A 24384-nucleotide genomic window follows, 5' to 3' on the forward strand; every position below is an offset into this window, starting at 1 on the left:
GGCCGGTCACCGTGAGGTGACCGGCCCTTCGTGCTGTCCCGAGCGTTCGCTGTCCGCGGCGCGGCGCGGCGCGGCGCGTGATCGGGGTCGGGAGCTGGGGGTCTGCTCCGCTCAGACGCGGGCTGTGACCGTCAGGGTGGTGCGGGCGCGATGGGTGAGCTCGGTGGGCAGCTGCCCGCCGGTGAGGTCCGCGCCGGTGGGCACTGCCGTGTAGTAGAGGGAGTAGACGCCGGGGGCCAGCGCGGCGATCGCCTCGGCGTCGTCTGCGTCATCGACCCTCAGCGTGACCTCATTGCGCCCGCCCGGTGCCCCGGAGTTCACGAACTGCGGGGAGTCGTTGACCGAGAGCTGCACGACATGGGCCGACGAGTCGACGGTGACATCGGCGACGAGATCCGTCGCCTCACCCTCGGTCGAGGTCAGGCTCGTGATCCCGCTCAGCGTCGGCATCGCCGCGCGATAGGCCTCGTCCTGGGCCTTCTGGGCGGGGGTCTGCGAGAAGCGCACGTGATCCACGATCATCGACGCGCCGTCCGCGGCGAGATGATCCCCGGCGTCACCGGCCCAGTTGCCTCCGGTGGCGAGGTTCAGCTGCAGATAGGCGGGGCGATCGAGCCCGGCCTTCGCAGCATCCAGGCGGGCCTGGTCGGCCGGGTCCTCGGCGGTGAAGGACATCGTATGGAAGACGACGTCGTCGAGCAGCCATTCGATCTTGGCCGGCGTACGGTTCACGGCGTAGACGTGGAAGACATCCGCCAGATCGGCGGCGGCGGTGGTGGTTCCGCCGAGGCCGGTGGGGGAGTAGCTCCCGTCGCCGTCGGCATCTCCCTGGGAGTACCAGAAGTGCGGTGTGCCGTGCACGACGCGGTTGCTGGTGCCCTCCTTCGCGACCTCGCCCTCGGCGGCGCGCTCGGCGGTGGGAGCGCCGATCATCTCGACGATGTCGATCTCGCCGGTGGCAGGCCAGCCATAGCCCTGGGATGCCGCGATGCGTCCGTCCAGGGGGAAGTCATGGCCGAGGGTCCAGATGGCGGGGAAGGCGCCCTTGCCCCGCGGCAGCTTCGCCCGGACCTCGATCTTCCTGTACAGGAAATCTCGCGCGGCGTGCGTGCGGGCGCTGCCGGAGTTGTACGTGACCACGCGCGCCGCGTCGCCCCACCGCTCGGTGTTGCGGTACTGGTCGGCCTCGGGGCGGTCGGTGACCTGGATGACCAGCTTCCCGTCCTGGACCCGGATGTTCTCCGACGCCGAGGAGTAGTGCTGCTGCTCGTTGCCGCGGATGTTGCCGAGCTCGAGCTCCCAGCTGCGCGGATCCAGCCTCGACCCGGCGAAACCGTCCTCCCGGACCAGGGAGAAGTCGGAACCTCCCGTGTCATCGGTGGGGCCTGAGGAGGCTCGTGCCGCGGCGGGAAGCATCGGCGGTGCGGCGAGACCGGTGGCCGCGGCCGCGGCGGTGGCGAGGCCGAGAACGGTGCGGCGGCTCGGAGCATGGGTCTGTGCCTGTGCCTGTGAACGAGCGTGGGCCGGTGCGGGTGACGTCATCGTCGAAGTCCTGGGTGGGGGTACGGGGACCCGTGAGGGGTCCGCCCGAGGTACGGAGGTGACGATCAGGTGTCAATGTTCATGACACTTGCGGGAAGCGCCGGGTACGGAACGTGTCGAGGCTGCGGGAGATCACCGTCGCGCGGACGGAGGCGTCCTGCCGCAGGCAGAGCAGCCCGGCGTCGAGCACCGTGGCGGAGCGGCGGGAGCCCGTCGCGTTCTCGACCCGCAGGTCGTCCACCGCGAGGGGGAGGGCTCGGTCCGTCAGCGCCCGACGCACCGCGTCGAGGAACGGCTCGCCCGCCGGAGAGAGCATCCCGCCGATCACCAGTGTCGTCGGCTCCAGCAGATTGCACACCGCTACCAGGGCCTCGCCGATCCGTCGGCCGTACGTCCCCAGCAGCTCCACGGATCCGGCATGACCCTCCTGCACGGCGCTGATCAGGTCCGGGACGTCGGTCCCCGCCCCGAGCACCGCCTCGATGTCGGCGATCAGGGCGCTGCGGCCCACGTACTGCATGAGGCAGCCACGACCTGCGCAGGAACAGGGACGGCCCTCCAGATCGATGCTGGTGTGCCCGAGCTCGCCGGCTCCTCTGCGCGAGCCCCCGAGGATCCTGCCGTCCACCACGAGGCCCATGGCGACGCCGTAGCTGAGCTGCACGTAGACGAGGTCGCTGACCTCGGGCCGCTCCAGCTGCTCCGCCAGGGCGAGCAGGCGCACGGTGTTCTCCAGACGCACCGGGCAGCCGAGATCCTCCTCGAGCAGCACCTTGGGGTTGGTCCCGGACCAGGAGGCCGACGCGATCCCGCCCAGCACCTCACCGGTGCGCCGATCGGCCTGGGTGTTGACGGCGAGCTGGGTGTGCACGAGTTCTCCTCCGTCGCCGGACTCCTCGATCAGCTCGCGCACCACGGTGGCCGCGCGGCGCAGCCTCTCCTCGCCGCGGGCCTGGGGGTCGGCCGGGAGGACGCGTGAGGCGAGCAGTCGCCCGTCTAGGGTGCCGATCCCGATGATGGTCTCGGTGAAGTCGACGATGACGGTCCCGATCAGTCCGAACTGCGGGCTCAGGCACACACGGTCCTTGAGGACGGCGCCCTCGGCGCTCCGTCGGAGCGTCACGACCAGTCCGCTGTCCAGGAGGAGATCGACCGCGTTCGTCACGGCGGTGCGGGAGACGGAGAGCTTGCGTGCGAGATCCGCCCGGTGCGCCGGCCCGTCCTGGATCAGGGAGGCGGTGATCCGGGAGGGAGTGGTGGCCAGCATGGTCCGATCCTCCCAGATCGTGGCTGGGATCGGGACCCTTCCCCCGCCGCGACGACGGACCGGCCGCCGCAGATCGAGGATCTGCGGCGGCCGGTCCGGGCTGTCAGCGGGTCAGGCGTCCAGCGAGTCGTGCGACCAGCAGGTCAGCCGTCCAGCCGGGAGGCCGCCGCGGTGTCGAGGAACCAGGTCGTCGACTCCAGGCCGCGCACGGCGGAGGCCGGCACGGGCCACGGGTTGATCTCCCCGTGGGCCGCCGCCACGGCCTCGGCCTTCTCCTCGCCGGCGACCAGCAGGGCCACGTGGCGGGCGGAGTTCAGGACCGGCCAGGTGAGCGAGATCCGCTCCGGCGGCGGCTTCGGCGAGTTCGTCACCGCGATGGCGCTCGCGCTGACCGCCCGCTGATCCGGATGCTCCGGGAACAGGGAGGCGATGTGCCCGTCAGGTCCGACGCCCAGCAGGAGCACGTCGAAGAACGCCCGTCCACGGGTGCGGAAGGGCTCGTCGCCTCCCGAGAGGTCGAGCTGCTGTCCGTACCAGGCCGCAGCATCGTCCAAGGACATGCCGTCGGCGGGCGAGGGCATGACGTGGATGTTGCGCGCGGGCAGTCCGGCCTCCTGGAGGGGCTCCAGCAGGCAGGCGCGCACGCCGACCTCGTTGCGATCGCTCGAGTCGGGGTCGACGAAGCGCTCGTCCCCCCACCAGATGTGCAGGCGGGAGACATCGACGCCGGCGGCGGAGAGCGCGGACGGCAGAGCCTTCGCGGTCGCCGTGCCGACGGTGCCGCCGGTGACCACGAGGTGCGCGGAGGAGCGCTCCTCGAGGGCCGTGGCGAGCTGAGCCGCGGTGGCCTCGGCGGCATCCGCCGCGACGGCCTCCGCGTCGGCGCTGACCGAATCGGTCGGGTCCGGCTTCCCGCTCGCGTAGGTGCTCATGTCGTCGATCCCGCTGAAGGCGGTGGCGAGGACCTCGCCGTAGACCTCATCGGGATCCAGCCGACGCAGCTCCTCGGCGAGCAGCTCGTTCAGGGTGCGTCGCGGCATCGTCACGTGCTGACCGGAATCATCGGTCGGCAGCGTCAGCACGATGGCCTCGTCGCTCACGCGCGTGAGGTCGATCGTGCCGTCCTCGCGGGTCAGTCGCACACCGTGCACTCCGGCGTAGTCGGGGGCATCCTCCGACGGGTCGACGATCTGTGCGTCGACGCCGAGGCTGTGCGAGAGCCAGGCCGCCATGAGCACGACGGACGGGTTCGTCTCGGAGCCGGCGACCTCGACCTTCGAGGGCACCGAGACCGGCGGCACCTCGTAGGCGCTCGCGACCAGCCCGCGCCAGCGGGTCAGGCGCGACCAGGCCAGGTCCGAGTCGCCGTGGGCGTACCCGCGGCGCAGGCGCTTCAGGGTCGCGATGGGGCCGGAGCAGGCCGCGGAATCCGTGATGCGCCGCTGCGACATGGACCCCAGCACGTCATGGACCGGTGAGGACGGAGCGGACTCCGGCCACCAGGTGACGATCGGGGCGTCGGGCAGCAGGAGCGCCATGACCAGCGTGTCCAGGGACGACATGATGTTTCCGCGGGCCCGCAGGATGATGATCTCGCCGGCTCCGGCGTCGCGACCCACGCGGATCTCGGCATCCAGCCCGGAGGTCTCGGCGTCCGGATCGGCATGGACCACGAGGACCCGTGCAGGGTGCTCATGGCTCGCGCTGATCGCGGCGCCCAGGGGCTCCTCGATGTCGCCGGTGGCGATGATGATGAGGGTCAGGACACGGCCGATGGTGTTCGCACCGAAGGTCTCCCGCATCTCGAACATCGTCTTGTCGATGGCCGATGCGGTGGTGTCGGTCAGGGTGGTGATCACGGTCGCCTCCAGGTACGTCCGTCACGGGCGAGCATCTCGTGCGCGGTGTCGGGGCCCCAGGTGCCGGGGCGGTACGGGGCGGGCTTCATGTGCTCGGCCCAGTAGTCGGTGATGGGGTCGAGGATCTTCCAGGAGAGCTCGACCTCCTTCTGGCGGGGGAACAGCGGCGGGTCGCCGAGCAGCATGTCCAGGATCAGGCGCTCGTAGGCCTCCGGCGACTCCTCGGTGAAGTTCATGCCATAGGCGAAGTCCATGGTCACGTCCCGCACCTCCATCTGCGTGCCGGGCACCTTGGAGCCGAAGCGGATGGTCACGCCCTCGTCGGGCTGGACACGGATGACGATCGCGTTCTGGCCGAGATCCGCGGTGTCGGTGGAGCGGAAGGGCAGGAACGGTGCGCGCTTGAACACCAGGGCGATCTCGGTGACCCGTCGACCCAGGCGCTTGCCGGCGCGGAGGTAGAACGGGACGCCCGCCCAGCGGCGCGTCGCGATGTCCAGGCGCATGGCCGCGAACGTCTCGGTGGTGGAATCGGCGGGGATGCCGTCCTCCTCCATGTAGGGACGCACCTCCTCGCCGCCCTGCCAGCCGCCCACGTACTGACCGCGGGCGGTGTGCTCCCCGAGGTCCTCGGGCAGCTCGATCGCGGAGAGCACCTTCTCCTTCTCCGCCCGGAGGTCCGAGGCGCGGAAGGAGACCGGCTCCTCCATCGCTGTCAGGGCGAGCAGCTGCAGCAGGTGGTTCTGGATGACGTCGCGGGCCGTGCCGATGCCGTCGTAATAGCCTGCGCGCGAGCCGATGCCGATGTCCTCGGCCATGGTGATCTGCACGTGATCGACATAGCCGGCGTTCCACACCGGCTCGTAGAGCTGGTTGGCGAAGCGCAGCGCGAGGATGTTCTGCACCGTCTCCTTGCCGAGGTAGTGGTCGATCCGGAAGACGTCCTCGGGGCGGAAGACCTTCTCGACGACGTCGTTGAGCTCGCGGGCGGAGGCGAGGTCGTGACCGAAGGGCTTCTCGATGACGACTCGGCGCCAGGAGCCGTCCCGCGGGGTGTTGAGGCCGGACTCGGCGAGCTGGCCGCACACCTTGGGGAAAGCATCCGGCGGGATCGACAGGTAGAAGGCGTGGTTGCCGCCCGTGCCGCGGGTGCGGTCGAGCTCGCCGACGACCTCGGTGAGCTTCTCGAAGGCGGCGGACTCGTCGAAGGTGCCGGTGACGAAGCGGAGCCCGCCGCGCAGCTGCTCGAACACGCTCTCCGAGAAGCCGGTCCGGGAGTGCTCGGAGACGGACTTCCGCACGTAGTCGGCGAAGTCGTCGTCGGACCAGTCACGACGACCGAAGCCGACGAGACCGAAGCTGGGGGGAAGCAGACCGCGATGCGTCAGGTCGTAGATCGCCGGGAGGAGCTTCTTCCGGGCGAGATCGCCGGTGACACCGAACATCACCATGGAGCTGGGCCCGGCGATGAGGGGGAGTCGGCGATCGCGGGGATCGCGCAGAGGGTTGAGGCGATCCTCGGCGTCGGTCCCGGCAGAGGGAGTGGATGTATCGGTCACGATGGTCCTTTCTCGGACACGGACGGCAAGAGCACGGTCCGCCCCGAGGGGCAGGACCGTGCTCGTGGGGAACTCAGGCGCGGGCGGTGTCCATCGACTCCGACACGGTCGCGAGGAGCTCCTCCCAGGCCTTCTCGAACTTCTCGACACCCTCGCGCTCCAGGAGCGCGAAGACGTCGTCCAGGTCCACCCCTGCACCGGCGACGCGCTCGAGCACGCCCTCGGCGGAGGTGGCGATCTCGGCGTTCAGCGAGGCGGCGGGCTCGGAGTGGTCGGCCGCGGCGTCGAGGGTCTTCTCGGGCATCGTGTTCACGCTCGGATCGGCGACGAGGTTGTCGACGTAGAGGGTGTCGGAGTACTCGGGGTTCTTCACGCCGGTCGACGCCCACAGGGCCCGCTGCACGTTCGCGCCCTTCGCGGACAGCGCCGAGAAGCGCTCCGAGCCGAAGGCCTCGAGGTACTTGCCGAAGGCCACCTGCGCGTTGGCCACACCGGCTGCGCCCTGCAGGGACACGGCCTCTTCGCCCAGATCGGCCAGGCGCTTGTCGATCTCCGCGTCGACGCGGGAGACGAAGAAGGAGGCGACCGAGTGGATCGTCGAGAGGTCCTTGCCGGCCTCGGCGGCCTGCTCGAGACCGGTGAGGTAGGCGTCGATGACCTCGACGTAGCGGGCCACCGAGAAGATGAGCGTCACGTTGACGCTGATGCCCTCGGCGATGGCGGCCGTGATGGCCGGCAGGCCCTCGACGGTCGCAGGGATCTTGATCATGACGTTCTCGCGGCCGACGACCTCGTGCAGGTGCTTGGCCTGCGCGATGGTCTTCTCGGTCTCGTGGGCGAGGCGGGGATCGACCTCGATGCTCACGCGGCCGTCGAAGCCGTGGGAGGTCGTGTACACGTCCGCGAAGAGGTCCGCGGCATGGCGCACGTCATCGGTCGTGACGGTCTCGACGACCGCGTCGACGTCCTTGCCCTCGCCGGCGAGGCGGGTGATGTCGGCGTCGTACTCGGAGCGGCCGGAGATGGCCGCCTGGAAGATCGACGGGTTCGTCGTGACGCCCACGATGTTGCGGGTGTCGATGAGCTCCTGCAGGTTGCCGGAGTCCATGCGCTGGCGCGAGAGGTCGTCGAGCCAGATGGAGACGCCGGCATCGGAGAGGGTCTGGGTGCGGGGGTTCTGAGTCATGTGCGTTCCTTCCGGGCGCTGCGCGCCCTGTGTCGAACTGCTGGTGTCCTGCTCAACGAGATCCGGGACGACACCCTTCCCACCTGTGGCGGAAGGAACGTCGAGCGATGGGGCGGGCAGGACGGGGGAGAGGCGCGGGGCGGGGCCCGGAGGCCCCGCCCCGCGGTCGATCAGGCTCCTGCTGCGGAGAGCGAGTCCTTCGCGGCGGCCACGACGGCCTCCGGCGTGAAGCCGTATTCGCGGAACAGGGTCTTCGCGTCGGCCGAGGCACCGTAGTGCTCGAGCGACACGGCGCGGCCGTGGGTGCCGAGGAAGCGGTACCACGGCATGGCGATGCCGGCCTCGACGGAGACGCGGGCGGTGACCGAGGAGGGGAGGACGGACTCCTTGTACTCCTCGTCCTGCTCGTCGAACCACTCGACGGACGGCATCGAGACCAGGCGGGTGGGGGTGCCCTCGGCCTCGAGCTGCTTCTGCGCCTCGGCGGCGTACTGCACCTCGGAGCCGGTGGCGATGAGGATGACCTCCGGAGAGCCCGTCGAGGCGTCCTTCATGACGTACCCGCCCTTGGCGAGGTTCTCGGCGCCGGCGTACTCGCTGCGGTCGAAGGTGGGCATCGCCTGGCGGCTGAGGATCAGGCCGACGGGGCCGTTGTCCCGCTCGAGCAGGATCTTCCAGGCCTGAGCCGTCTCGTTGGCGTCGGCCGGACGCACGATCGAGAGGTTCGGGATCGCCCGGTACGCGGCCAGGTGCTCGACCGGCTGGTGGGTCGGGCCGTCCTCGCCGAGGCCGACGGAGTCGTGGGTCCACACGTAGGTGGCCGGGACCTTCATCAGCGAGGCGAGGCGCACCGCGCCGCGCATGTAGTCGGCGAACTGGAAGAAGGTGCCGCCGTACGGACGGGTCAGCCCGTGCAGCGAGATGCCCGAGAGGATCGCGCCCATCGCGTGCTCGCGGATGCCGAAGTGCAGCGTGCGGCCGTACTCGTCACCGGCGAACTCGGAGGAGCTGTACTCCTTGGGGAGGAACGACGGCTCGCCCTTCATGGTGGTGTTGTTCGAGCCGGCGAGGTCGGCGGAGCCGCCCCACAGCTCGGGCATCACGCCGGCGAGCTCGTTCAGGATCTTGCCGGAGGCGGCGCGGGTCGCGATGCCCTTCTCGTCGGCCTCGAAGGCCGGGAAGGCCTCGGCGAAGCCCTCGGGGAGCTCGCGGGCGACGAGACGGTCCAGCAGGGCAGCGGCGTCAGCATTCGCGGAGCGCCAGGCCTGGTAGCCCGTGTCCCACTCGGCCTTGTCGGCGGCGGCGCGCTCGGCGAGGGACCGGGTGTGGGCCAGCACGTCCTCGTCGACCTGGAACTGCTGGTCCGGGTCGAAGCCGATGGCCTTCTTCAGCCCGGCGACGCCCTCGGCGCCGAGCTTGGCACCGTGCACGGTGTGGCTGCCGGCGAGCTCGGGGATGGGCCAGCCGATGACGGTGCGCAGCTGGATGAAGGTCGGCTTGTCGGTGACCTTCTGGGCCTCGAGGATCTCGGCCTTCAGGGCGGCGACGTCCTCAACGTATCCCGTGCCCCCGTTGGTCCAGTCCACGGTGCGGACGTCCCACCCGTAGGCGGCGTAGCGGGCTGCGGTGTCCTCGGTGAACGCGATCGACGTGTCGCCCTCGATCGAGATCTCGTTGTCGTCCCACAGGACGATGAGGTTGCCCAGCTGCTGGGTCCCCGCGAGCGAGCTGGCCTCGCTGCTGACGCCCTCCTCGAGGTCGCCGTCGGAGGCGATCACGTAGGTGAAGTGGTCGAAGGGGCTGGTGCCCGGGGCCGCTCCGGGGTCGAGGAGACCGCGCTCGCGGCGCTGGGCCATGGCGAAGCCGACGGCCGAGGAGATGCCCTGGCCGAGGGGGCCGGTCGTGATCTCGACGCCCTGGGTGTGGAAGTTCTCGGGGTGGCCCGGGGTCTTGGAGCCCCAGGTGCGCAGCTCCTCGATGTCCTTCTTCTCGAGGCCGAAGCCGCCGAGGTAGAGCTGGATGTACTGGGTGAGGCTGGAGTGCCCGGCCGACAGCACGAAGCGGTCGCGGCCCAGCCAGCTCGGATCGGTCGGATCGTGACGCATCACGTCCTGGTAGAGGAGGTACGCGGCAGGTGCGAGGCTCACGGCGGTGCCGGGGTGGCCGTTGCCGACCTTCTCGACCGCATCCGCGGCCAGGACGCGGACGGTGTCCACTGCGCGCTTGTCGAGCTCGGTCCAGCCCTCGGGGGCCTTGAACGTTTCGGTCACGTCGATTGCTTCCTTTCACCGGAGTGCGGCCGCTGTGGCCGCTGGGACGACAGCTTCGGCAGATCAGCCCCGACGGGGTCCGTCGCGGTGGGCGTCCACTCGAAGCGATGGCTCTACCTTAGTAGTGCCGGGGCCCGATCACGGCTCGCGTCCAGCCTGTTGCCCCGCCGAGCCCCTGTGACGTGCCCGGCAGATGCCCGGACGGTGCCGGGACTCACCCCGTGAACACTGGGTTCGCACAGCCCGAGAGCCTAGACTGAACGGGTTCACGCGACGGAAGCGTCGCGCTCAGGAGGAAGGACGGTGGGCGGTGACCGCCACCCAGGGAGCTTCGATCCGGCACGCAGGGCAGGGCGGTGACCACACCCCGCAACGCACTGCGCGGTCCGTGATCCGTGCGTACGTCGCCCTCACCAAGCCGCGGATCATCGAACTGCTGCTGATCACCACGATCCCGACGATGTTCCTCGCCGCGGGTGGGTTCCCGTCGTGGTGGCTGATCGTCGCGACGCTGGTGGGCGGCTATCTCGCCGCCGGCGGCGCCAACACGCTGAACATGTACCTCGATCGCGACATCGACGCGAAGATGAAGCGCACGCGGAACCGTCCGCTCGTCACGGGTGAGGTCTCCCCGCGCGCGGCGATGGTGTTCGGCGTCGGGCTCTCGATCGGTTCCACCCTCTGGCTGGGCCTCCTGGTCAACTGGATGTCGGCGGCCCTCGCACTGGGCGCGATCCTGCTGTACGTCGTCTTCTACACGATGATCCTCAAGCGGCGCACCAGCCAGAACATCGTCTGGGGCGGCGTGGCCGGCTGCATGCCGGTGCTGATCGGCTGGTCCGCGGTGACGGGCACGGTCTCCTGGACGGCGGTGCTGCTGTTCCTGGTGATCTTCTTCTGGACGCCCCCGCATTACTGGCCCCTGGCTGAGAAGTTCTCCCAGGACTACGCCGACGCGGGTGTGCCCATGCTCCCCGTGGTGGCCACGCGCATGAGCGTCGCCGGGCAGATGATCATGCACACCTTCCTCATGATCGCTGCGAGCCTCGCGATCATCCCGCTGGGGGAGACGGGGTGGGTCTACGGCGTCAGCGCCGTCGCCGTCGGCGCCTGGTTCGCCTTCCTCGTGATCCGGTACGCGGTGCGGGTGCACCGGGGCCTGAGCGGCAAGAAGCTCGGCCCGATGACCGTCTTCCACGGATCGATCACCTACCTGACGTTGCTGTTCGTGGCCCTCGCGATCGATCCCTTCGTCACGCTGTGAGTCCGGCCCTGTGACGACCGGGGGTGAACGGCGACAGTCCCGGGAGCAGGTCGTCCTGCGCCCCGGGGACAGTCGGATCCTCGAGCAGTACCTGAGCCATCTGCGTATCGAGCGCGGCCTCTCGGCGAACACCCTCGCCGCCTATCGTCGTGACCTGGATCGCTATCTCGCCCATCTGGCCCGTGCCGGAATCGACCCGGCCGCGGTGGATCCGCAGGATCTGGCGACCTGGCTGCAGTCGCTCCGCACGGGGGCCGACGGCGGCTCCGCGCTGTCCGCGGCCTCTGCGGCACGATCTCTCGCCGCCGTGCGCGGGCTGCACAGCTTCCTCGATGCCGAGCGGGTCTCGACCACCGGGGATCCTGCTCGCCTGGTGCCCCCGCCGTCACTTCCCTCCCGCCTGCCCCACCCTCTGGCCATCGACCAGGTGGAGGCGCTGCTGGAGGCGGCCGGTCGGCCCGGCACCGGACGGGACTCCGCCGAGCGGGCCCTGCGCGACCGGGCGCTCCTGGAGCTGCTCTACGGGATCGGGGCCCGGATCTCCGAGGCGACCGGCCTGGACCTCGATGACGTGGACCGTGAACAGCGCTCGGCGCTCCTGCGGGGCAAGGGGGACAAGCAGCGGGTGGTGCCCGTAGGCCGATTCGCGCTCGAGGCGCTGGATGCCTATCTGACCCGTGGCCGCCCGTCGCTGGCGGCCCGGGGAGCCGGGACACCTGCCGTCTTCCTGGGATCCCGCGGCACGCGGTTGACGCGTCAGGCGGCCTGGCAGGTGGTCCGGCGCGCGGCGGAGGCCGCGGAGCTGGCGCTCGCGGAGCCCATCAGCCCGCACACGCTGCGCCATTCCTATGCGACGCATCTGCTGCACGGCGGCGCCGATGTGCGCAGCGTCCAGGAGCTTCTGGGGCACGCATCGGTCACCACGACGCAGCTCTACACGCAGGTGACGGTCGACTCGCTGCGCGAAACGCATGCGAGCGCCCACCCCCGTGCTCGGCGGGGGGCTTAGACTTGTGCGGCATGGCGACCAGGGAGGACGGGCAGGGCCCGGACCACCCGGGTCGCCGCCCCCACGACCTCGACGACTGCTCGCAGCCGCCGCTCCCCGGGCTGGGACCCGTGGCCCGCCGTCCCCACGGCGGCCCGTCCCTCCCGCGCACAGCCCCTCGACGCCGACGACAGGACAACGACGTGAGCTCGACCTCCAACCAGCAGCTGGACATCGACCTCGGCCCCACCGGCCGACCGATGCCGGAACTGCCGGAGCCAGCCCCCATCGACGGTCACGGACCGGCTCGGATCATCTCGATGGTGAACCAGAAGGGCGGCGTGGGGAAGACCACGAGCGTCATCAACCTCGGTGCCGCCCTCGCAGAGCTGGGACGCAAGGTGCTCCTGGTGGACCTCGACCCGCAGGGCGCGCTCAGCGCCGGGACCGGGGTGAACCCGTACGAGCTCGACGTGACGGTCTACAACCTGCTCATGGATCGTCAGCACGACGTGCGCGACGTCATCCAGACCACCACGACCGAGAACCTCGACGTGCTCCCGGCGAACATCGACCTGTCCGCCGCCGAGGTCCAGCTGGTCAACGAGGTCGCTCGCGAGATGGCGCTCGCCCGTGTGCTGCGCCCGGTCGCCGACGAGTACGACGTGATCATCATCGACTGCCAGCCCTCGCTGGGCCTGCTCACGGTCAACGCGCTCGCGGCCAGCCACGGCGTGATCATCCCGCTCGAGGCCGAGTACTTCGCACTGCGCGGTGTGGCCCTGCTCGTGGAGACCATCGAGAAGGTGCAGGACCGCATCAATCCGCGACTGGAGATCGACGGGATCGTCATCACGATGTTCGACCCGCGGACCCTCCATGCCCGCGAGGTGTGCCAGCGCGTCGTGGAGGCGTTCCCCGACAAGGTCTTCCACACCACGATCAACCGCACCGTGAAGTTCCCCGACGCCTCGGTGGCGGCGGAGCCGATCATCTCCTTCGCCGGCTCCACCAAGGGCGCCGACGCCTACCGGCAGCTGGCCCGGGAGCTCATCTCCCGCGGCGCGGCGGCCTGATGGCCACCCCGAAGGCGGAGGCGGGGCGTCCCGGCGCCTCGGGGCGGGGACCGCGTCGCCGCAGCGCCTTCACCCCGCCGCGCACGGTGAAGCTCCGCGACGACCAGGGGGCGCCGCGTCCGAAGGCCGATCGGTCCGAGGACGGCGACGGGCCGGATCTCCACCAGGAGGGCGCGGAGCGTCTGCAGAAGATTCTGGCGCGCGCCGGGTTCGGTTCCCGACGCGCGTGCGAGACGCTGATCTCCACCGGACGGGTGATGGTCGACGGCGTCGTGGTGAGCGAGCAGGGGATACGCATCGAGGCGTCGGCCCATGTGATCCATGTCGACGGCCGTCGGCTCCAGCTGGATGACGCGAAGGTGACCGTCGTGCTGAACAAGCCGCGCCATGTCGTCTCCGCCATGAGCGATCCGGAGGGCCGTCGTGACCTCTCCGAGTTCACCGCTCCCTTCTCCCAGCGGCTCTACCACGTGGGGCGGCTGGACTACGAGACCGAGGGGCTGCTGCTCCTGACCAACGACGGCGAGCTGGCCCACCGGCTCACCCACCCCAGCTTCGAGGTCGAGAAGACCTACGTGTGCCGCTTCGACGCCCCGGGCGGGCCGCGCCGCGGACTGGTGAAGATCCTGCGGGACGGCGTCGAGCTCGAGGACGGCCCCGCCCATGCCGATCGCGCGCGGGTGCTCGCCCAGGACGGTCGCGAGGCCGTGGTCGAGGTGACGCTGCACGAGGGTCGCAATCGCATCGTGCGTCGGATGTTCGCCTCCCAGGGCTTCGAGCTCACCGCGCTCATGCGCACCCGCATCGGCCCCGTCGTGCTCGGCGATCTCGCCGCGGGGGAGACCCGCGAGCTGACAGGACGCGAGCTCGGCACCCTGATGGCCGAGGTCGGCCTGTGACGACGCTGGTGCCCTCACCCGTGCGCATCATCGGCACGGGCCTCATCGGCGGCTCCCTGGGCATGGCGCTGGGACGAGCAGGGACCGCCGTCCAGGTCGAGGACGTCTCCCCGGGCACCACCGCCCTCGCCGTCGAGCTCGGCGTCGGGTCGCTCCCCGGCGCCGAGGACCCGGCGCCGCAGCTCGTGCTGGTGGCCGCGCCGCCGGACGTCGCCGCGCAGGTCATCGACCGGGCGCTGCGCACCTGGCCACGGGCCGTGGTCGCCGATGTGGCGAGCGTGAAGACCACGGTGCTCGACGGTGTGAGGTCGCTCGCCCGGGCCGAGGACCTCCCGCGCTACATCGGTGCCCATCCGATGGCCGGCCGCGAGGTCTCCGGCGTCATCGCCGCCCGGGGCGACCTCTTCCAGGGCCGGCCCTTCGTGATCGTCCCGCACCCCGGCACGGTCCCCGAGGCGGTGACCGCGCTGAAAGGCCTGGCCACCGAGATCGGGTCGGTCCCCGTGACGATGGACGCCGCCGCGCACGACACCGCGGTCGCCCATGTCTCCCATGTGCCCCAGGTGATGGCGAGCCTCGTGGCGGGCACGCTCCTCGAGCCCACCGAGGCGGCCCTCGGACTGGCCGGGCAGGGCCTGCGCGACACCACCCGCATCGCCGACTCCGATCCGCGCCTGTGGGTCGAGATCCTCGGCGCGAACGCGGCCGCGGTCGCCGACGTGCTCGGCGACGTGCGCGTGCGCCTGGACGACGTGCTGACGGCGCTGGACTCGCTGCGCGGCTCCCCGGACCCGTCCATCGGGTCGCGACGCGCGCTGGCAGGACTCATCGCCGACGGCAACCGCGGGGTGCGACGCATCCCCGGGAAGCACGGCGGCGGCACCGACTCGTTCGCGACGGTCACCGTGCTCGTGCCGGACCGTCCCGGCGAGCTGGCGCGCCTGCTCACCGAGATCGGGCAGATCGGCGTCAACCTCGAGGACCTCCGCCTCGAGCACGAACTGGGCCGCGCGGTGGGCCTCGCGCACGTCGCGATCGACGCCACGCGTGAGGACCTGCTCACGAGATCGCTCGCGGAACGCGGCTGGACCGTCGCCGACGCCTGAACGACCCCTATCCTTGGGGGATGCACACCAGCGCGCCGCACGACCCCTCCGCCCTCGCGAGCCCGGAGCACGGGGCCGGCATCACCATCGCGATCGACGGCCCGGCCGGGTCCGGCAAGTCGACCGTCTCCCGCCTCCTCGCCGACGCGCTCGACGGCGGGATCCTCGACACCGGTGCCATGTACCGCGCCGTCGCCTGGTCCTGTCTCGAGCAGGGCATCGACCTCACGGATCGGGACGCCGTCGCAGCGATCGCCGAGTCCATCGACCTGGATCTCGGCACCGACCCTGCGGGCGCGACGGTCGTCGTCGGCGGCACCGACATCACGACCGAGATCCGCACCGAGCGGATCTCCGAGCAGGTCAGCGCCGTCGCCACGAACACCCTGGTGCGCGCGATCCTCCAGCGCCGCCAGCGCGACGTCCTCTTCAGAACCGCGGCCGAGCGCGGCTTCTGCGTGGCCGAGGGTCGCGACATCACGACGGTGGTCGCTCCCGACGCCCACGTGCGCGTCCTGCTGACCGCCTCCGACGAGGAGCGGATGCGCCGTCGGGCCACCGAGCTCGACCTCGAGGACTCCGAGGAGACCCGCGCCCGCATGGCAGACCAGGTGCTGCGGCGGGACCGCGACGACTCCGCCGTCTCGGAGTTCCTGACCGCCGCCGAGGGTGTGCACGCCGTCGACACCACCGGTCTGGACATCCCGGACGTCGTCGAGCGCGTGCTCATGCTCGTGGCGGAAGCCGAGGAGGCCCAGGAGGCGGCCCTCCATGGCGCGCCCGAGCCCGAGCCCCGCCCGGCGCAGCCCGTCGTCGGCAGCCAGAGCTCGAGGGGTCCGCACGACGCGACGAGCTCGGACGGGCCGTCCGACGACGACGTCGAGTCCGCCCTGCGGGCCGGTCTGTCCGGCTACGACCTGGACGACGAGGACCTGGCCCTGCTCGAGGGCGAGGACGCCGACGACCCGCGTCCCACCGTGCAGCGCAACCTGCCGGTCGTGGCGGTCGTCGGCCGCCCCAACGTCGGCAAGTCCACGCTGGTCAACAGGATCCTCGGGCGCCGCGAGGCCGTGGTCGAGGACCGCCCCGGCGTGACCCGCGACCGTGTGTTCTATGACGCCGAATGGGCCGGCAAGGACTTCTGGCTCGTGGACACCGGCGGCTGGGAGGACCGTGTCCAGGGCATGGCCTATCGCGTCGCCGAGCAGGCCGAGGTGGCCATCTCCCTGGCCGATGTCGTGATGTTCATCGTCGACGCGAACGTGGGCATCACCACGACCGACGAGCAGCTCCTCAAGGTGCTCCGCACGGCGAAGTGCCCGGTGGTGCTGGTCGCGAACAAGGTCGATGACCAGCGCGGGGAGCTCGAGGCCGCGGGATTGTGGAACCTCGGTCTCGGCGAGCCGTTCCCGGTCTCGGCCCTGCACGGGCGTGGGTCCGGCGACCTGCTGGACGCCATGCTCGCGGCGATGCCGGAGGAGGGGCGGGGCGCCCCGGTCGACAACGGACCGCGTCGCGTCGCACTGGTGGGACGGCCCAACGTCGGCAAGTCCTCCCTGCTGAACCGTCTCGCCAAGGAGCAGCGTGTCGTCGTCGACGACGAGGCCGGCACCACCCGTGATCCGGTCGACGAGAGGATCACCCTCGCCGGCAAGGACTGGACGTTCGTGGACACCGCCGGGATCCGCCGCCGGGTCCTGCAGTCGCAGGGGGCGGACTACTACGCCTCGCTGCGCACCCGCGCCGCCCTGGATCGCGCCGAGGTGGCGGTCGTGCTGCTGGAGGCCTCGGAGCCGATCTCCTCCCAGGACCTGAAGATCATCGACATGGTGCTCGAGTCGGGCCGTGCTCTCGTGCTGGCGTTCAACAAGTGGGACCTCATCGATGAGGAACGTCACAAGCAGCTCGAATGGGAGATCGAGAAGGATCTCGCGCATGTGGCCTGGGCCCCGCGCGTGAACATCTCGGCCCAGACGGGCCGTCACGCCGATCGTCTCGTCCCCGCGATCGAGCGCGCCCTGGAGTCGTGGGACATCCGGATCCCCACCGGCCGCCTCAACGCCTTCCTGGGCACCCTCGTCGCGGCGCATCCGCACCCGCTGCGCGGTGGCAAGCAGTCGCGCATCCTGTTCGCGACGCAGGCGAGGACCCGTCCGCCCCGGTTCGTGATCTTCGCGAGCGGATTCCTCGAGCACGGGTACCGGCGGTTCATCGAGCGCCGCCTGCGCGAGGACTTCGAGTTCACCGGGTCGCCGATCGTGATCGGTGTGCGGATCCGCGAGAAGCGCCGCCGCTGAGCGCACGCCGGGCCGGGCGGGCCCGGCGTGCTGAGGTGGCCGGTGAGCCAGTAGTCTGAGGACATGAGCACCCCGAGCGACAACGACCCCTGGACGCCTCAGGGCGACGACCAGGCCCAGCAGGCTGCGCCGACCCCGCAGGCGGGACAGGGGACCCCTGGCCAGGACCCGTGGGCTGCCCCGCAGGATGCTCAGCCCGCACAGGACCCGTGGGCGCAGCCGCAGGACGGTCAGCAGAGCTACCCGCAGTACGGCCAGCAGAACCCCTACGGTGCGCCGGGCGGCGAACAGGGCCATCAGCAGTACGGCCAGCAGAATCCCTACGGCGCCCCGCAGGCCGGACAGTCCGCAGCCCAGCAGCCGTACGGCCAGGCGTCCGGTGCGTCGGCTTCGGACCCCTACGGTCAGGCATCCGGAGGTTCTGCCTCGGACCCCTATGGCCAGGCATCGGCTGCGTCGGCCTCCGATCCTTATGGGCAGGCATCTGGAGCCGGCCAGCAGAACTGGACCCCGGCCGGTGGGCCTGTCCCGTCGGGCGCAGATCCTTTCGGACAGCCGAGTCCCTTCGGACAGCCGGGTGCCGCCGGATACGGCCCGCAGGGCGCTCAGCAGAACGGCCCTCAGGGCGGCCAGCAGGCCCCGATGGGTGCCCCGCACGACCCCCAGGCGCAGAGCCGCCTCGTGGTCGGCCTGCTCGGCATCTTCCTCGGCGCTTTCGGCGTGCACCGCTTCCTGCTCGGCTACACCACCATCGGAATCATCCAGGTCGCTGTGACAGTTCTGAGCTGCTTCCTCCTTTCCCCGCTAGTTCAGATCTGGGGCCTGATCGAGGGCATCATGGTGCTCGCGAAGTCGCCCGCGTTCGAGCGTGATGCCCACGGGCGACCGCTCAACGACTGACCCCTCATCGATCACACCACCCTGGTCATCGGCCACGCCGCCCCCGCCATCGACCACGCCGTCAGAGGAGCACCATGAGCTACCCGCCCCCGGGCTACTCCCCGGACCGAGGATCCATCCAGACCAGCGCGATCTGGCTGATCGTCGTCGGCATCCTCTGCGGAGGGACCATCCCGGCGATCTTCGGGATCATCGCCCTGGTGCAGATGGACAAGGATCCGCAGCAGGCCCGGCAGATGAACAAGGTCGGCTGGATCGTCTTCTGGGTGCTCCTCGGTGTGAGCCTCCTCGTCGTCCTGGTCTATTTCGGTCTCAGCTTCCTGATCGTCGGGATGGCCTTCATCCCGGCCCTCGTCGGCGGCTGATCCGCACAGCATCCGCCCCGCGCAGAAGGAGGACCATGGCTACGCCCGAGTTCGTGCTCGCCCTCCGCGAGCACATCGGCCACGAGGCGCTCTGGCTGTCCGGAGTCACGGCGTTCGTGCTCGACCCCGCACGCACCCGGATGCTGGCGGTGCGCCGCGCCGACACCGGTGCCTGGACCCCCGTCACCGGGATCATCGACCCCGGCGAGGAGCCGGCGACCGCCGCGGTCCGCGAGGTCGCCGAGGAGGCGGGCGTCGACTGCACGCCGCTGCGACTCGTCGATGTGCGCACCCATCCGCCGATCACCTACGCCAACGGTGACGTCGCGCAATACCTCGACCTGTGCTTCCTGTGCGAGCACGACAGGGGAGACCCGTTCCCGGCCGACGGCGAGAACACGCAGGCGCAGTGGTTCCCGATCGATGCACCGCCTCCGATGAACGATCGGTTCCTCGAACAGCTCGAGCTCATCCGGGCCGATCGGCCAGAGGCCCGGTTCCGTCGATGACCCCTCTCTCGCCGCCGCCCCGTGTGCAGAACCGGGGCGGTCCGTCCGACCCCCTGCCCGGCACCCGCGTGACCATCCCGCTGACGGACGCCCCGGGAGACCTGGCCGTCGTCCGCGTGATCGCCGCGCCCCGCCGGGACATGGTGCGTGCCGGACGCGTGGGGACGCCGCTGCTGCCCTTCGCCGACTCCCTGCTGGTCGATGTCTCGGTCGCCGACCGGCTCGTGCTCCCCGGCGCCTGGGTGCAGCGCGAGGTGCTCGAGCGGGGTGCATCCATCGCCCCGGCCCGCGTCGGCGCCGCGGACCTCCGCCCGCCGGCGGTGATCGCCGGCGACGGCGAGAGGGCCCAGCTGCAGTGGGGCGAGACCGTCTGGCCCCTCGACCTCGGCGGAGTGGTTGCGATCCCGGCGTCGGCCCGCGCCTCCGCGCATCCGCTGTCCCGCCTGCGACGCCTGGTGCTCGTCGCGGCGGGACGCCGCGCCGATATCGCGCTCACGCTGTGGCAGGACCCGGGCTTCGAACTGCCCTGGCACGATGTGCGTCTGCTGCCGCACGCCGCCCGCTGGTTCGAGCTCGCGGGGGTGCCGGCCGGGATGCGGTATTCCGATGCTGAGCAGGCGCACGGTGTGGGACGGGCCCGCCAGCGCCCCTGACCGAGCGGTCGTCCGCACCGTGGCGGCGAACTTGTGATGTGCGCCGCAACGTATAGGGTCTCTGCTCGTGATCGACCACGACGAAGAGGTCCCCGTGCCCCCAGGGCCGCCCCATCCGCCACAGACCGACAGGCGTACGTTCCTGCGCTTCACCGCAGGCGCTGCCGCCGTTCTCCCGCTCACCGCCCTTGCCGGATGCTCCGGGAGCTCGCGCGACCCGGACACGATCCGGATCGCCTTCCAGCAGTTCGGCTCCGGCACGATCAAGCAGGAATGGATCACCACCGCCGCGCAGGAGTTCTCCGCCGAGAACCCCGAGCTCGCGGTCGAGCTGGTCCCGATCGTCGCCTCCGAGAACGACTACTTCACCAAGAACGAGCTGCTCATGAGCTCGCCCCGCACCAGCCCCGACCTCGTGTACGAGGATTCCTTCATCCTGCTCTCCGACGTCGGCGCGGACTATCTGCAGCCGATCACCGATCTCGTCGAGGGCTTCGAGCACTGGGACGACATCGCCGATGCCTCCAAGAAGGCGGTCACCAGCGAGGACGGCGAGGTCTACGGGGTCCCGATCACCACGGACACCCGCGCGATCTGGTTCCACCGCGACGTCTTCGAGCAGGCGGGTCTGCCGCCGGACTGGCAGCCGGAGAGCTGGGAGGACATCCTCGAGGCGGCGCGCGCGATCCGCGACTCCGACAGCGAGGCGATCCCCTTCTTCCTCTTCGCCGGCACCCCGCAGGGGGAGAAGGCCTCGATGCAGGGCTTCGAGATGCTCCTGTACGGGACCGGGGACGGCACTGGTCTGTACGACGCCGAGAGCAAGAAGTGGATCCTGGGCAGTCCCGGCTTCGTGGACTCCCTGACCTTCCTCAAGACCCTCTTCGACGAGGATCTCACCGCGACCCTCGGCCAGCACCTGGACCCCAACATCTCCGAGACCATCTACTCCTCGCTGCTGCCCGACGGCAAGCTCGGGATGCTCGTGGACGGCTCCTGGATCTCCCAGAACTGGACGGACTCCGCTGCCCGCCCCTGGCCCGAATGGCCCGACGTGATCGGCTTGGCGGACATGCCCACGCAGGACGGCGGCGGGACCGGCACGATCACGCTGGCCGGCGGCTGGGGACTGTCGATCCCCGAGTACGTCACCGACCGGGACATCGCCTACCGCTTCCTCGAGAAGCTCGTCTCCACGCAGACCCTCGTGCAGTACGCGATCGCCGACAACCACATCACGGTGCGCTCCGACGTCGCCGAGAAGGAGGAGTACCTCAGCTACTCCCCGGCGGTCGAGTACTTCACGAAGTTGCTGGAGACCGCGTACTACCGTCCGGCGCTGCCGGCCTATCCCGAGGTGTCCTCCGCGATCCAGGAGGCGATGGAGGCGGTCATGACCGGCACCAGCCCGGAATCCGCCGCGGCCGCCTACGACGCCACCGTCACCGACATCGTCGGCCCCGAGAACGTGCAGGAGGCCACCGCATGACCACCGACGCCCCACCTGCCCCCGGGCGCACCGCCCCGGCCCCGCGCCGACGTCACGGCAAGCTGGGTGACGGGCTCACCCTCTCCCGGGCCCTGCCGATGGTTCCGGCCGGAGTGCTGCTGATCGGGTTCATGCTCGGCCCGATCATCTACTCGCTGTATCTCGCGTTCACCGACAGCGCCATCCGTGGCGACGGCGCCTCCGAGACCAGCTTCGTGGGCTTCGACAACTTCCTCGACGCCTTCACCGACGCCGACTTCTGGAACTCCGTCGCCCTGACCCTGATCTTCACCGTGGTCTCCGCCGTGATCGGCCAGAACGTGATGGGCATGCTGCTGGCGCAGCTCATGGAACGCGCCAACCGGATCATCACCTTCGTGGTCACCTCGGTGGTGATCGCCGCCTGGATCCTCCCCGAGGTCGTGGCCGGCTACCTGCTGTACACGTTCTTCGCGTCCGAGGGCAGCCTCAACACGATCCTCACCTCCATCGGACTGCCCGGCCAGGACATGCTGTTCACCGCCCCGATCATCGCGGTCTCCTTCGCGAACATCTGGCGGGGCACCGCGTTCTCGATGCTGGTGTACTCCGCGGCGCTGAGCTCGGTGCCCGGCGACATCTACGAATCCGCGGCCCTGGACGGCGCCGGCCCCGTGCGCCGCTTCGTCTCCGTGACCCTGCCGCTGATGCGCCCGGCGATCGCGACCAACCTGATGCTGACCACCCTCCAGACGCTCTCCGTCTTCGGGCTCATCTTCATCATGACCGGCGGTGGTCCGGCCCGTCAGAGCCAGACCCTGCCCCTGTACATGTACGAGCAGGCGTTCTCCTACGGACAGCTCGGGTACGGCACCGCTGTGGCCCTCCTGCTGCTCCTGATCGGGGCCGTGGCCTCGCTGGTGTACCTGCGCCTGCTGCCCGAGGAGGACAAGCGATGAGCGCGACCACCCGTACCCGCCCGCAGGGCGATGCGCCCACCGCGAAGGCGTCGAAGCAGGGCTCCCGGGCCCGCAGCGCCCATGTCGCCAGCACCCTGGTGATGATCGTCATCGGTCTCGCGTTCCTGGTCCCGCTGCTGTGGGTCGTGCTGGCCTCCTTCGACACCGAGGCCTCGCTGTCCGTGGCCTGGCCGGACCGCTGGAGCCTCGGCAACTTCTCCGCGATCTGGAACGCGGAGACCACCTTCCGACCGCTGCTGAACTCGCTGATCCTGTGCGGCGGCGCGACGGTGGTGACGATGAGCGCGGCGATCCTGTGCGCCTACCCGATGTCGCGGTTCCGCTTCAAGGCCAAGCGTTCGCTGCTGCTGACGATCATCTTCTCGACCGGCCTGCCGATCACCGCGATCATGATCCCCGTGTACTCGTTGTTCGTGCAGGTGAACCTCATCGACTCGATGTTCGGGGCGATCCTGTTCCTCGGCGCCAGCTCGCTGCCCTACGCGATCTTCCTGACCAAGGGATTCATGGACGGGGTGCCGATCGAGATCGAGGAGTCGGCGTGGACCGAGGGCGCCGGGGTGCTGCGTGCCCTCTGGTCCGTGGTGATCCCGCTGATGCGCTCCGGACTCGCGGTCGCGACGATCTTCACCTTCGTGAGCATGTGGGGGAACTTCTTCGTCCCGTTCATGCTGCTGCTGAGCCCGGAGAACCTGCCGGCGGCGGTCACTCTGTACACCTTCTCCTCGCAGTACGGGCAGGTCGCCTACGGCCAGCTCGCGGCCTTCTCGATCTTCTACTCGCTGCCGGTCGTCGCCCTCTACCTGTTCCTGGGCCGCAACCTGGGCAAGGGCTTCGCGGCCGCGGGCGGTGTGAAGGGCTGAGCGGTCTCGCGCCGGCGGGCGAGGAGGGCCGACGGCCGACGGTGCCCGTTCAGCCACCTCCCGATCCAGGTGGGGCGCACCAGCAGGTCGTAGCTCAGCAGCAGCACGGTCATCACGACCCCGAGGGAGAGGACCAGCTTGACGAGCACGGGAAGTCCCAGATCGGCGAGCGGCACCGCGGCCAGGAGCAGCAGCGGGAAGTGCAGGAGATAGACCCAGTACGAGGAGTCCGCGAGGTAGCGCACCCACGGGATCTCGCGACGCACCAGACGCGCGCACAGTCCCAGGAGCCCGAAGACCCAGGCCCAGCCGGCGAGCGCCCCGGCGATGGCCACGACCACCGGCAGCGTCGGCGGGAGCAGGAGCGCCACGGGGGTGAGGACCCCGGCGATGACCAGGTGGAGGACCCATCGGCGTTCCACGCGGGCCAGCGCGCCGGGCCGGGAGCGCAGGAACCATCCCGCCACGAAGGCACCGCCGTAGGCGATGCTCGCGCCGGCCACGGGGACCAGCGTGAACGGCTCCGTGATGCTCGCGATGCCGTCGCCCTGGACGATCAGCCCCACCCCATAGGGCACCGCGACCACGAGGAGGCCGGCCCGGGATGCGAGCAGATCGCTGATCCGACCGGAGAGCCTCCCGGCCCGGTCAGCCCCCAGCACCCGCACGAGCACGGCCCGCACCGCCACCACCACGAGCGCGATCTCCACCAGGAGCAGCAGGAACCACAGGTGCATCGTGGGCAGGGCGAGGAAGCCGGTCGGAGCTACCGGATCAGCCGGCGGGGCGGACACGGGGCCGAGATCACGCACCACTCCGTTGAGGACCAGGGCGCCGACCATCAGGACGAACAGGATCGGCCCGAGAGTGGGGAGCGGGAGCCCGATGCGCAGCAGACGATCGCGCACATAGGATCCCGCGCCCCGGCGATGCAGCACCATGTGCCCGAAGTACCCCGCGAGCATCATGAACAGGACCATCCGGAACAGATGGATCACTCCGACGGCGGCGAGAGCGAGACCGGATTCGTGGACGTCGTCGACCAGCCAGAACCCGCCGGGCAGGAACGGCATCAGCGCATGCAGGAGCACGCCGAGCAGGAGCGCCCCGCCGCGCAGCGCGTCGAGGTGGTGCAGGCGCGGCGAGGGGCCGATGGACGGCGCCGCCGCCCGGGAGGCTGAGGTCGGGGAGGCGGACGTCGGAGAGGGCGGAACCTGGGCTCCGGGAGCAGGGTGCGAGGACATGGGGACGACGGTAGGGGAGCGGGACGCTCGGCACCTCGCCCGATCGGGGGCACGGCCCTCCACCGATCGGTGGAGGCCTCCGCCCTGGT

At 70.4% G+C, this 24384-nt stretch carries 20 protein-coding genes; 13 read left to right on the forward strand and 7 right to left on the reverse strand.

Annotated features, from left to right (window positions below; translation table 11 throughout):
- Positions 1–111: 111 nt before the first annotated feature.
- The 6 genes from ACT3T5_RS09820 to tkt all read right to left on the reverse strand — a co-directional run bounded on the left by ACT3T5_RS09820 (position 112) and on the right by tkt (position 9683).
- Positions 112–1542 carry a glycoside hydrolase family 16 protein gene (locus ACT3T5_RS09820; RefSeq protein WP_444576625.1) on the reverse strand — a complete coding sequence of 477 codons (1431 nt, stop codon included), beginning with the start codon at positions 1540–1542 and terminating at the stop codon, positions 112–114.
- 79 nt (positions 1543–1621) lie between these two features.
- A complete protein-coding gene (locus ACT3T5_RS09825; RefSeq protein ID WP_444594258.1) occupies positions 1622–2809 on the reverse strand; it encodes an ROK family protein in 1188 nt (395 codons plus the stop codon).
- Positions 2810–2952: 143 nt separating this feature from the next.
- On the reverse strand, positions 2953–4668 hold the full coding sequence (pgl, locus tag ACT3T5_RS09830; protein ID WP_444576627.1) for a 6-phosphogluconolactonase: 1716 nt from the start codon (positions 4666–4668) through the stop codon (positions 2953–2955).
- Entirely contained in the window at positions 4665–6227 is a 1563-nt protein-coding gene (gene zwf, locus ACT3T5_RS09835; protein ID WP_444576628.1) for a glucose-6-phosphate dehydrogenase, read from the reverse strand. The genes pgl and zwf overlap by 4 nt, the downstream gene beginning before the upstream one ends.
- Positions 6228–6300: 73 nt before the next feature.
- Positions 6301–7413 carry a transaldolase gene (gene tal / locus ACT3T5_RS09840; protein ID WP_444576629.1) on the reverse strand — a complete coding sequence of 371 codons (1113 nt, stop codon included), beginning with the start codon at positions 7411–7413 and terminating at the stop codon, positions 6301–6303.
- A 170-nt stretch (positions 7414–7583) separates the two neighbouring features.
- Entirely contained in the window at positions 7584–9683 is a 2100-nt protein-coding gene (gene tkt, locus ACT3T5_RS09845) for a transketolase (protein WP_444576630.1), read from the reverse strand.
- Between the two features lie 310 nt (positions 9684–9993).
- On the opposite strand from tkt, the gene ACT3T5_RS09850 reads away from it, so the two are divergent.
- The 13 genes from ACT3T5_RS09850 (at position 9994) to ACT3T5_RS09910 (ending at position 23051) form a co-directional block, all read left to right on the forward strand.
- A complete protein-coding gene (locus tag ACT3T5_RS09850; protein WP_444576632.1) occupies positions 9994–10947 on the forward strand; it encodes a heme o synthase in 954 nt (317 codons plus the stop codon).
- A 10-nt stretch (positions 10948–10957) separates the two neighbouring features.
- The gene (locus tag ACT3T5_RS09855) at positions 10958–11956 is read left to right on the forward strand and encodes a tyrosine recombinase (RefSeq protein WP_444576634.1); all 999 of its coding nucleotides are present in this window, start codon (positions 10958–10960) and stop codon (positions 11954–11956) included.
- A gap of 182 nt (positions 11957–12138) precedes the next feature.
- Positions 12139–13011: a ParA family protein gene (locus ACT3T5_RS09860; RefSeq protein WP_444576973.1), complete on the forward strand. Its 873-nt coding sequence runs from the start codon at positions 12139–12141 to the stop codon at positions 13009–13011.
- Entirely contained in the window at positions 13011–13910 is a 900-nt protein-coding gene (locus tag ACT3T5_RS09865; RefSeq protein ID WP_444594259.1) for a pseudouridine synthase, read from the forward strand. Before ACT3T5_RS09860 ends, ACT3T5_RS09865 begins: the two co-directional genes overlap by 1 nt.
- A complete protein-coding gene (locus ACT3T5_RS09870; RefSeq protein WP_444576636.1) occupies positions 13907–15016 on the forward strand; it encodes a prephenate dehydrogenase in 1110 nt (369 codons plus the stop codon). Before ACT3T5_RS09865 ends, ACT3T5_RS09870 begins: the two co-directional genes overlap by 4 nt.
- A 20-nt stretch (positions 15017–15036) precedes the next feature.
- Positions 15037–17313 carry a bifunctional cytidylate kinase/GTPase Der gene (gene der / locus ACT3T5_RS09875; protein WP_444594260.1) on the forward strand — a complete coding sequence of 759 codons (2277 nt, stop codon included), beginning with the start codon at positions 15037–15039 and terminating at the stop codon, positions 17311–17313.
- A 63-nt stretch (positions 17314–17376) separates the two neighbouring features.
- Entirely contained in the window at positions 17377–18213 is an 837-nt protein-coding gene (locus ACT3T5_RS09880) for an NINE protein (RefSeq protein ID WP_444576639.1), read from the forward strand.
- A 74-nt stretch (positions 18214–18287) separates the two neighbouring features.
- A complete protein-coding gene (locus ACT3T5_RS09885) occupies positions 18288–18578 on the forward strand; it encodes a hypothetical protein (RefSeq protein ID WP_444576641.1) in 291 nt (96 codons plus the stop codon).
- Between the two features lie 35 nt (positions 18579–18613).
- The gene (locus tag ACT3T5_RS09890; RefSeq protein ID WP_444576642.1) at positions 18614–19087 is read left to right on the forward strand and encodes an NUDIX hydrolase; all 474 of its coding nucleotides are present in this window, start codon (positions 18614–18616) and stop codon (positions 19085–19087) included.
- Complete coding sequence (locus ACT3T5_RS09895) at positions 19084–19740, forward strand: hypothetical protein (RefSeq protein WP_444576644.1); 657 nt, start codon at positions 19084–19086, stop codon at positions 19738–19740. The genes ACT3T5_RS09890 and ACT3T5_RS09895 overlap by 4 nt, the downstream gene beginning before the upstream one ends.
- 70 nt (positions 19741–19810) lie before the next feature.
- Complete coding sequence (locus ACT3T5_RS09900; RefSeq protein WP_444576974.1) at positions 19811–21229, forward strand: substrate-binding domain-containing protein; 1419 nt, start codon at positions 19811–19813, stop codon at positions 21227–21229.
- Complete coding sequence (locus ACT3T5_RS09905; protein WP_444576646.1) at positions 21226–22167, forward strand: carbohydrate ABC transporter permease; 942 nt, start codon at positions 21226–21228, stop codon at positions 22165–22167. The genes ACT3T5_RS09900 and ACT3T5_RS09905 overlap by 4 nt, the downstream gene beginning before the upstream one ends.
- On the forward strand, positions 22164–23051 hold the full coding sequence (locus ACT3T5_RS09910) for a carbohydrate ABC transporter permease (protein WP_444576648.1): 888 nt from the start codon (positions 22164–22166) through the stop codon (positions 23049–23051). Before ACT3T5_RS09905 ends, ACT3T5_RS09910 begins: the two co-directional genes overlap by 4 nt.
- On the opposite strand, the gene ACT3T5_RS09915 is transcribed toward ACT3T5_RS09910, so the two are convergent.
- Positions 22988–24295 carry an acyltransferase family protein gene (locus tag ACT3T5_RS09915; protein WP_444576650.1) on the reverse strand — a complete coding sequence of 436 codons (1308 nt, stop codon included), beginning with the start codon at positions 24293–24295 and terminating at the stop codon, positions 22988–22990. The two genes, ACT3T5_RS09910 and ACT3T5_RS09915, sit on opposite strands and share 64 nt — an antisense overlap.
- Between the last annotated feature and the right edge of the window lie 89 nt (positions 24296–24384).

The organism is Brachybacterium sp. AOP3-A1-3 (assembly GCF_052378285.1).
In the GTDB taxonomy this organism is placed as follows: Bacteria; Actinomycetota; Actinomycetes; order Actinomycetales; family Dermabacteraceae; genus Brachybacterium.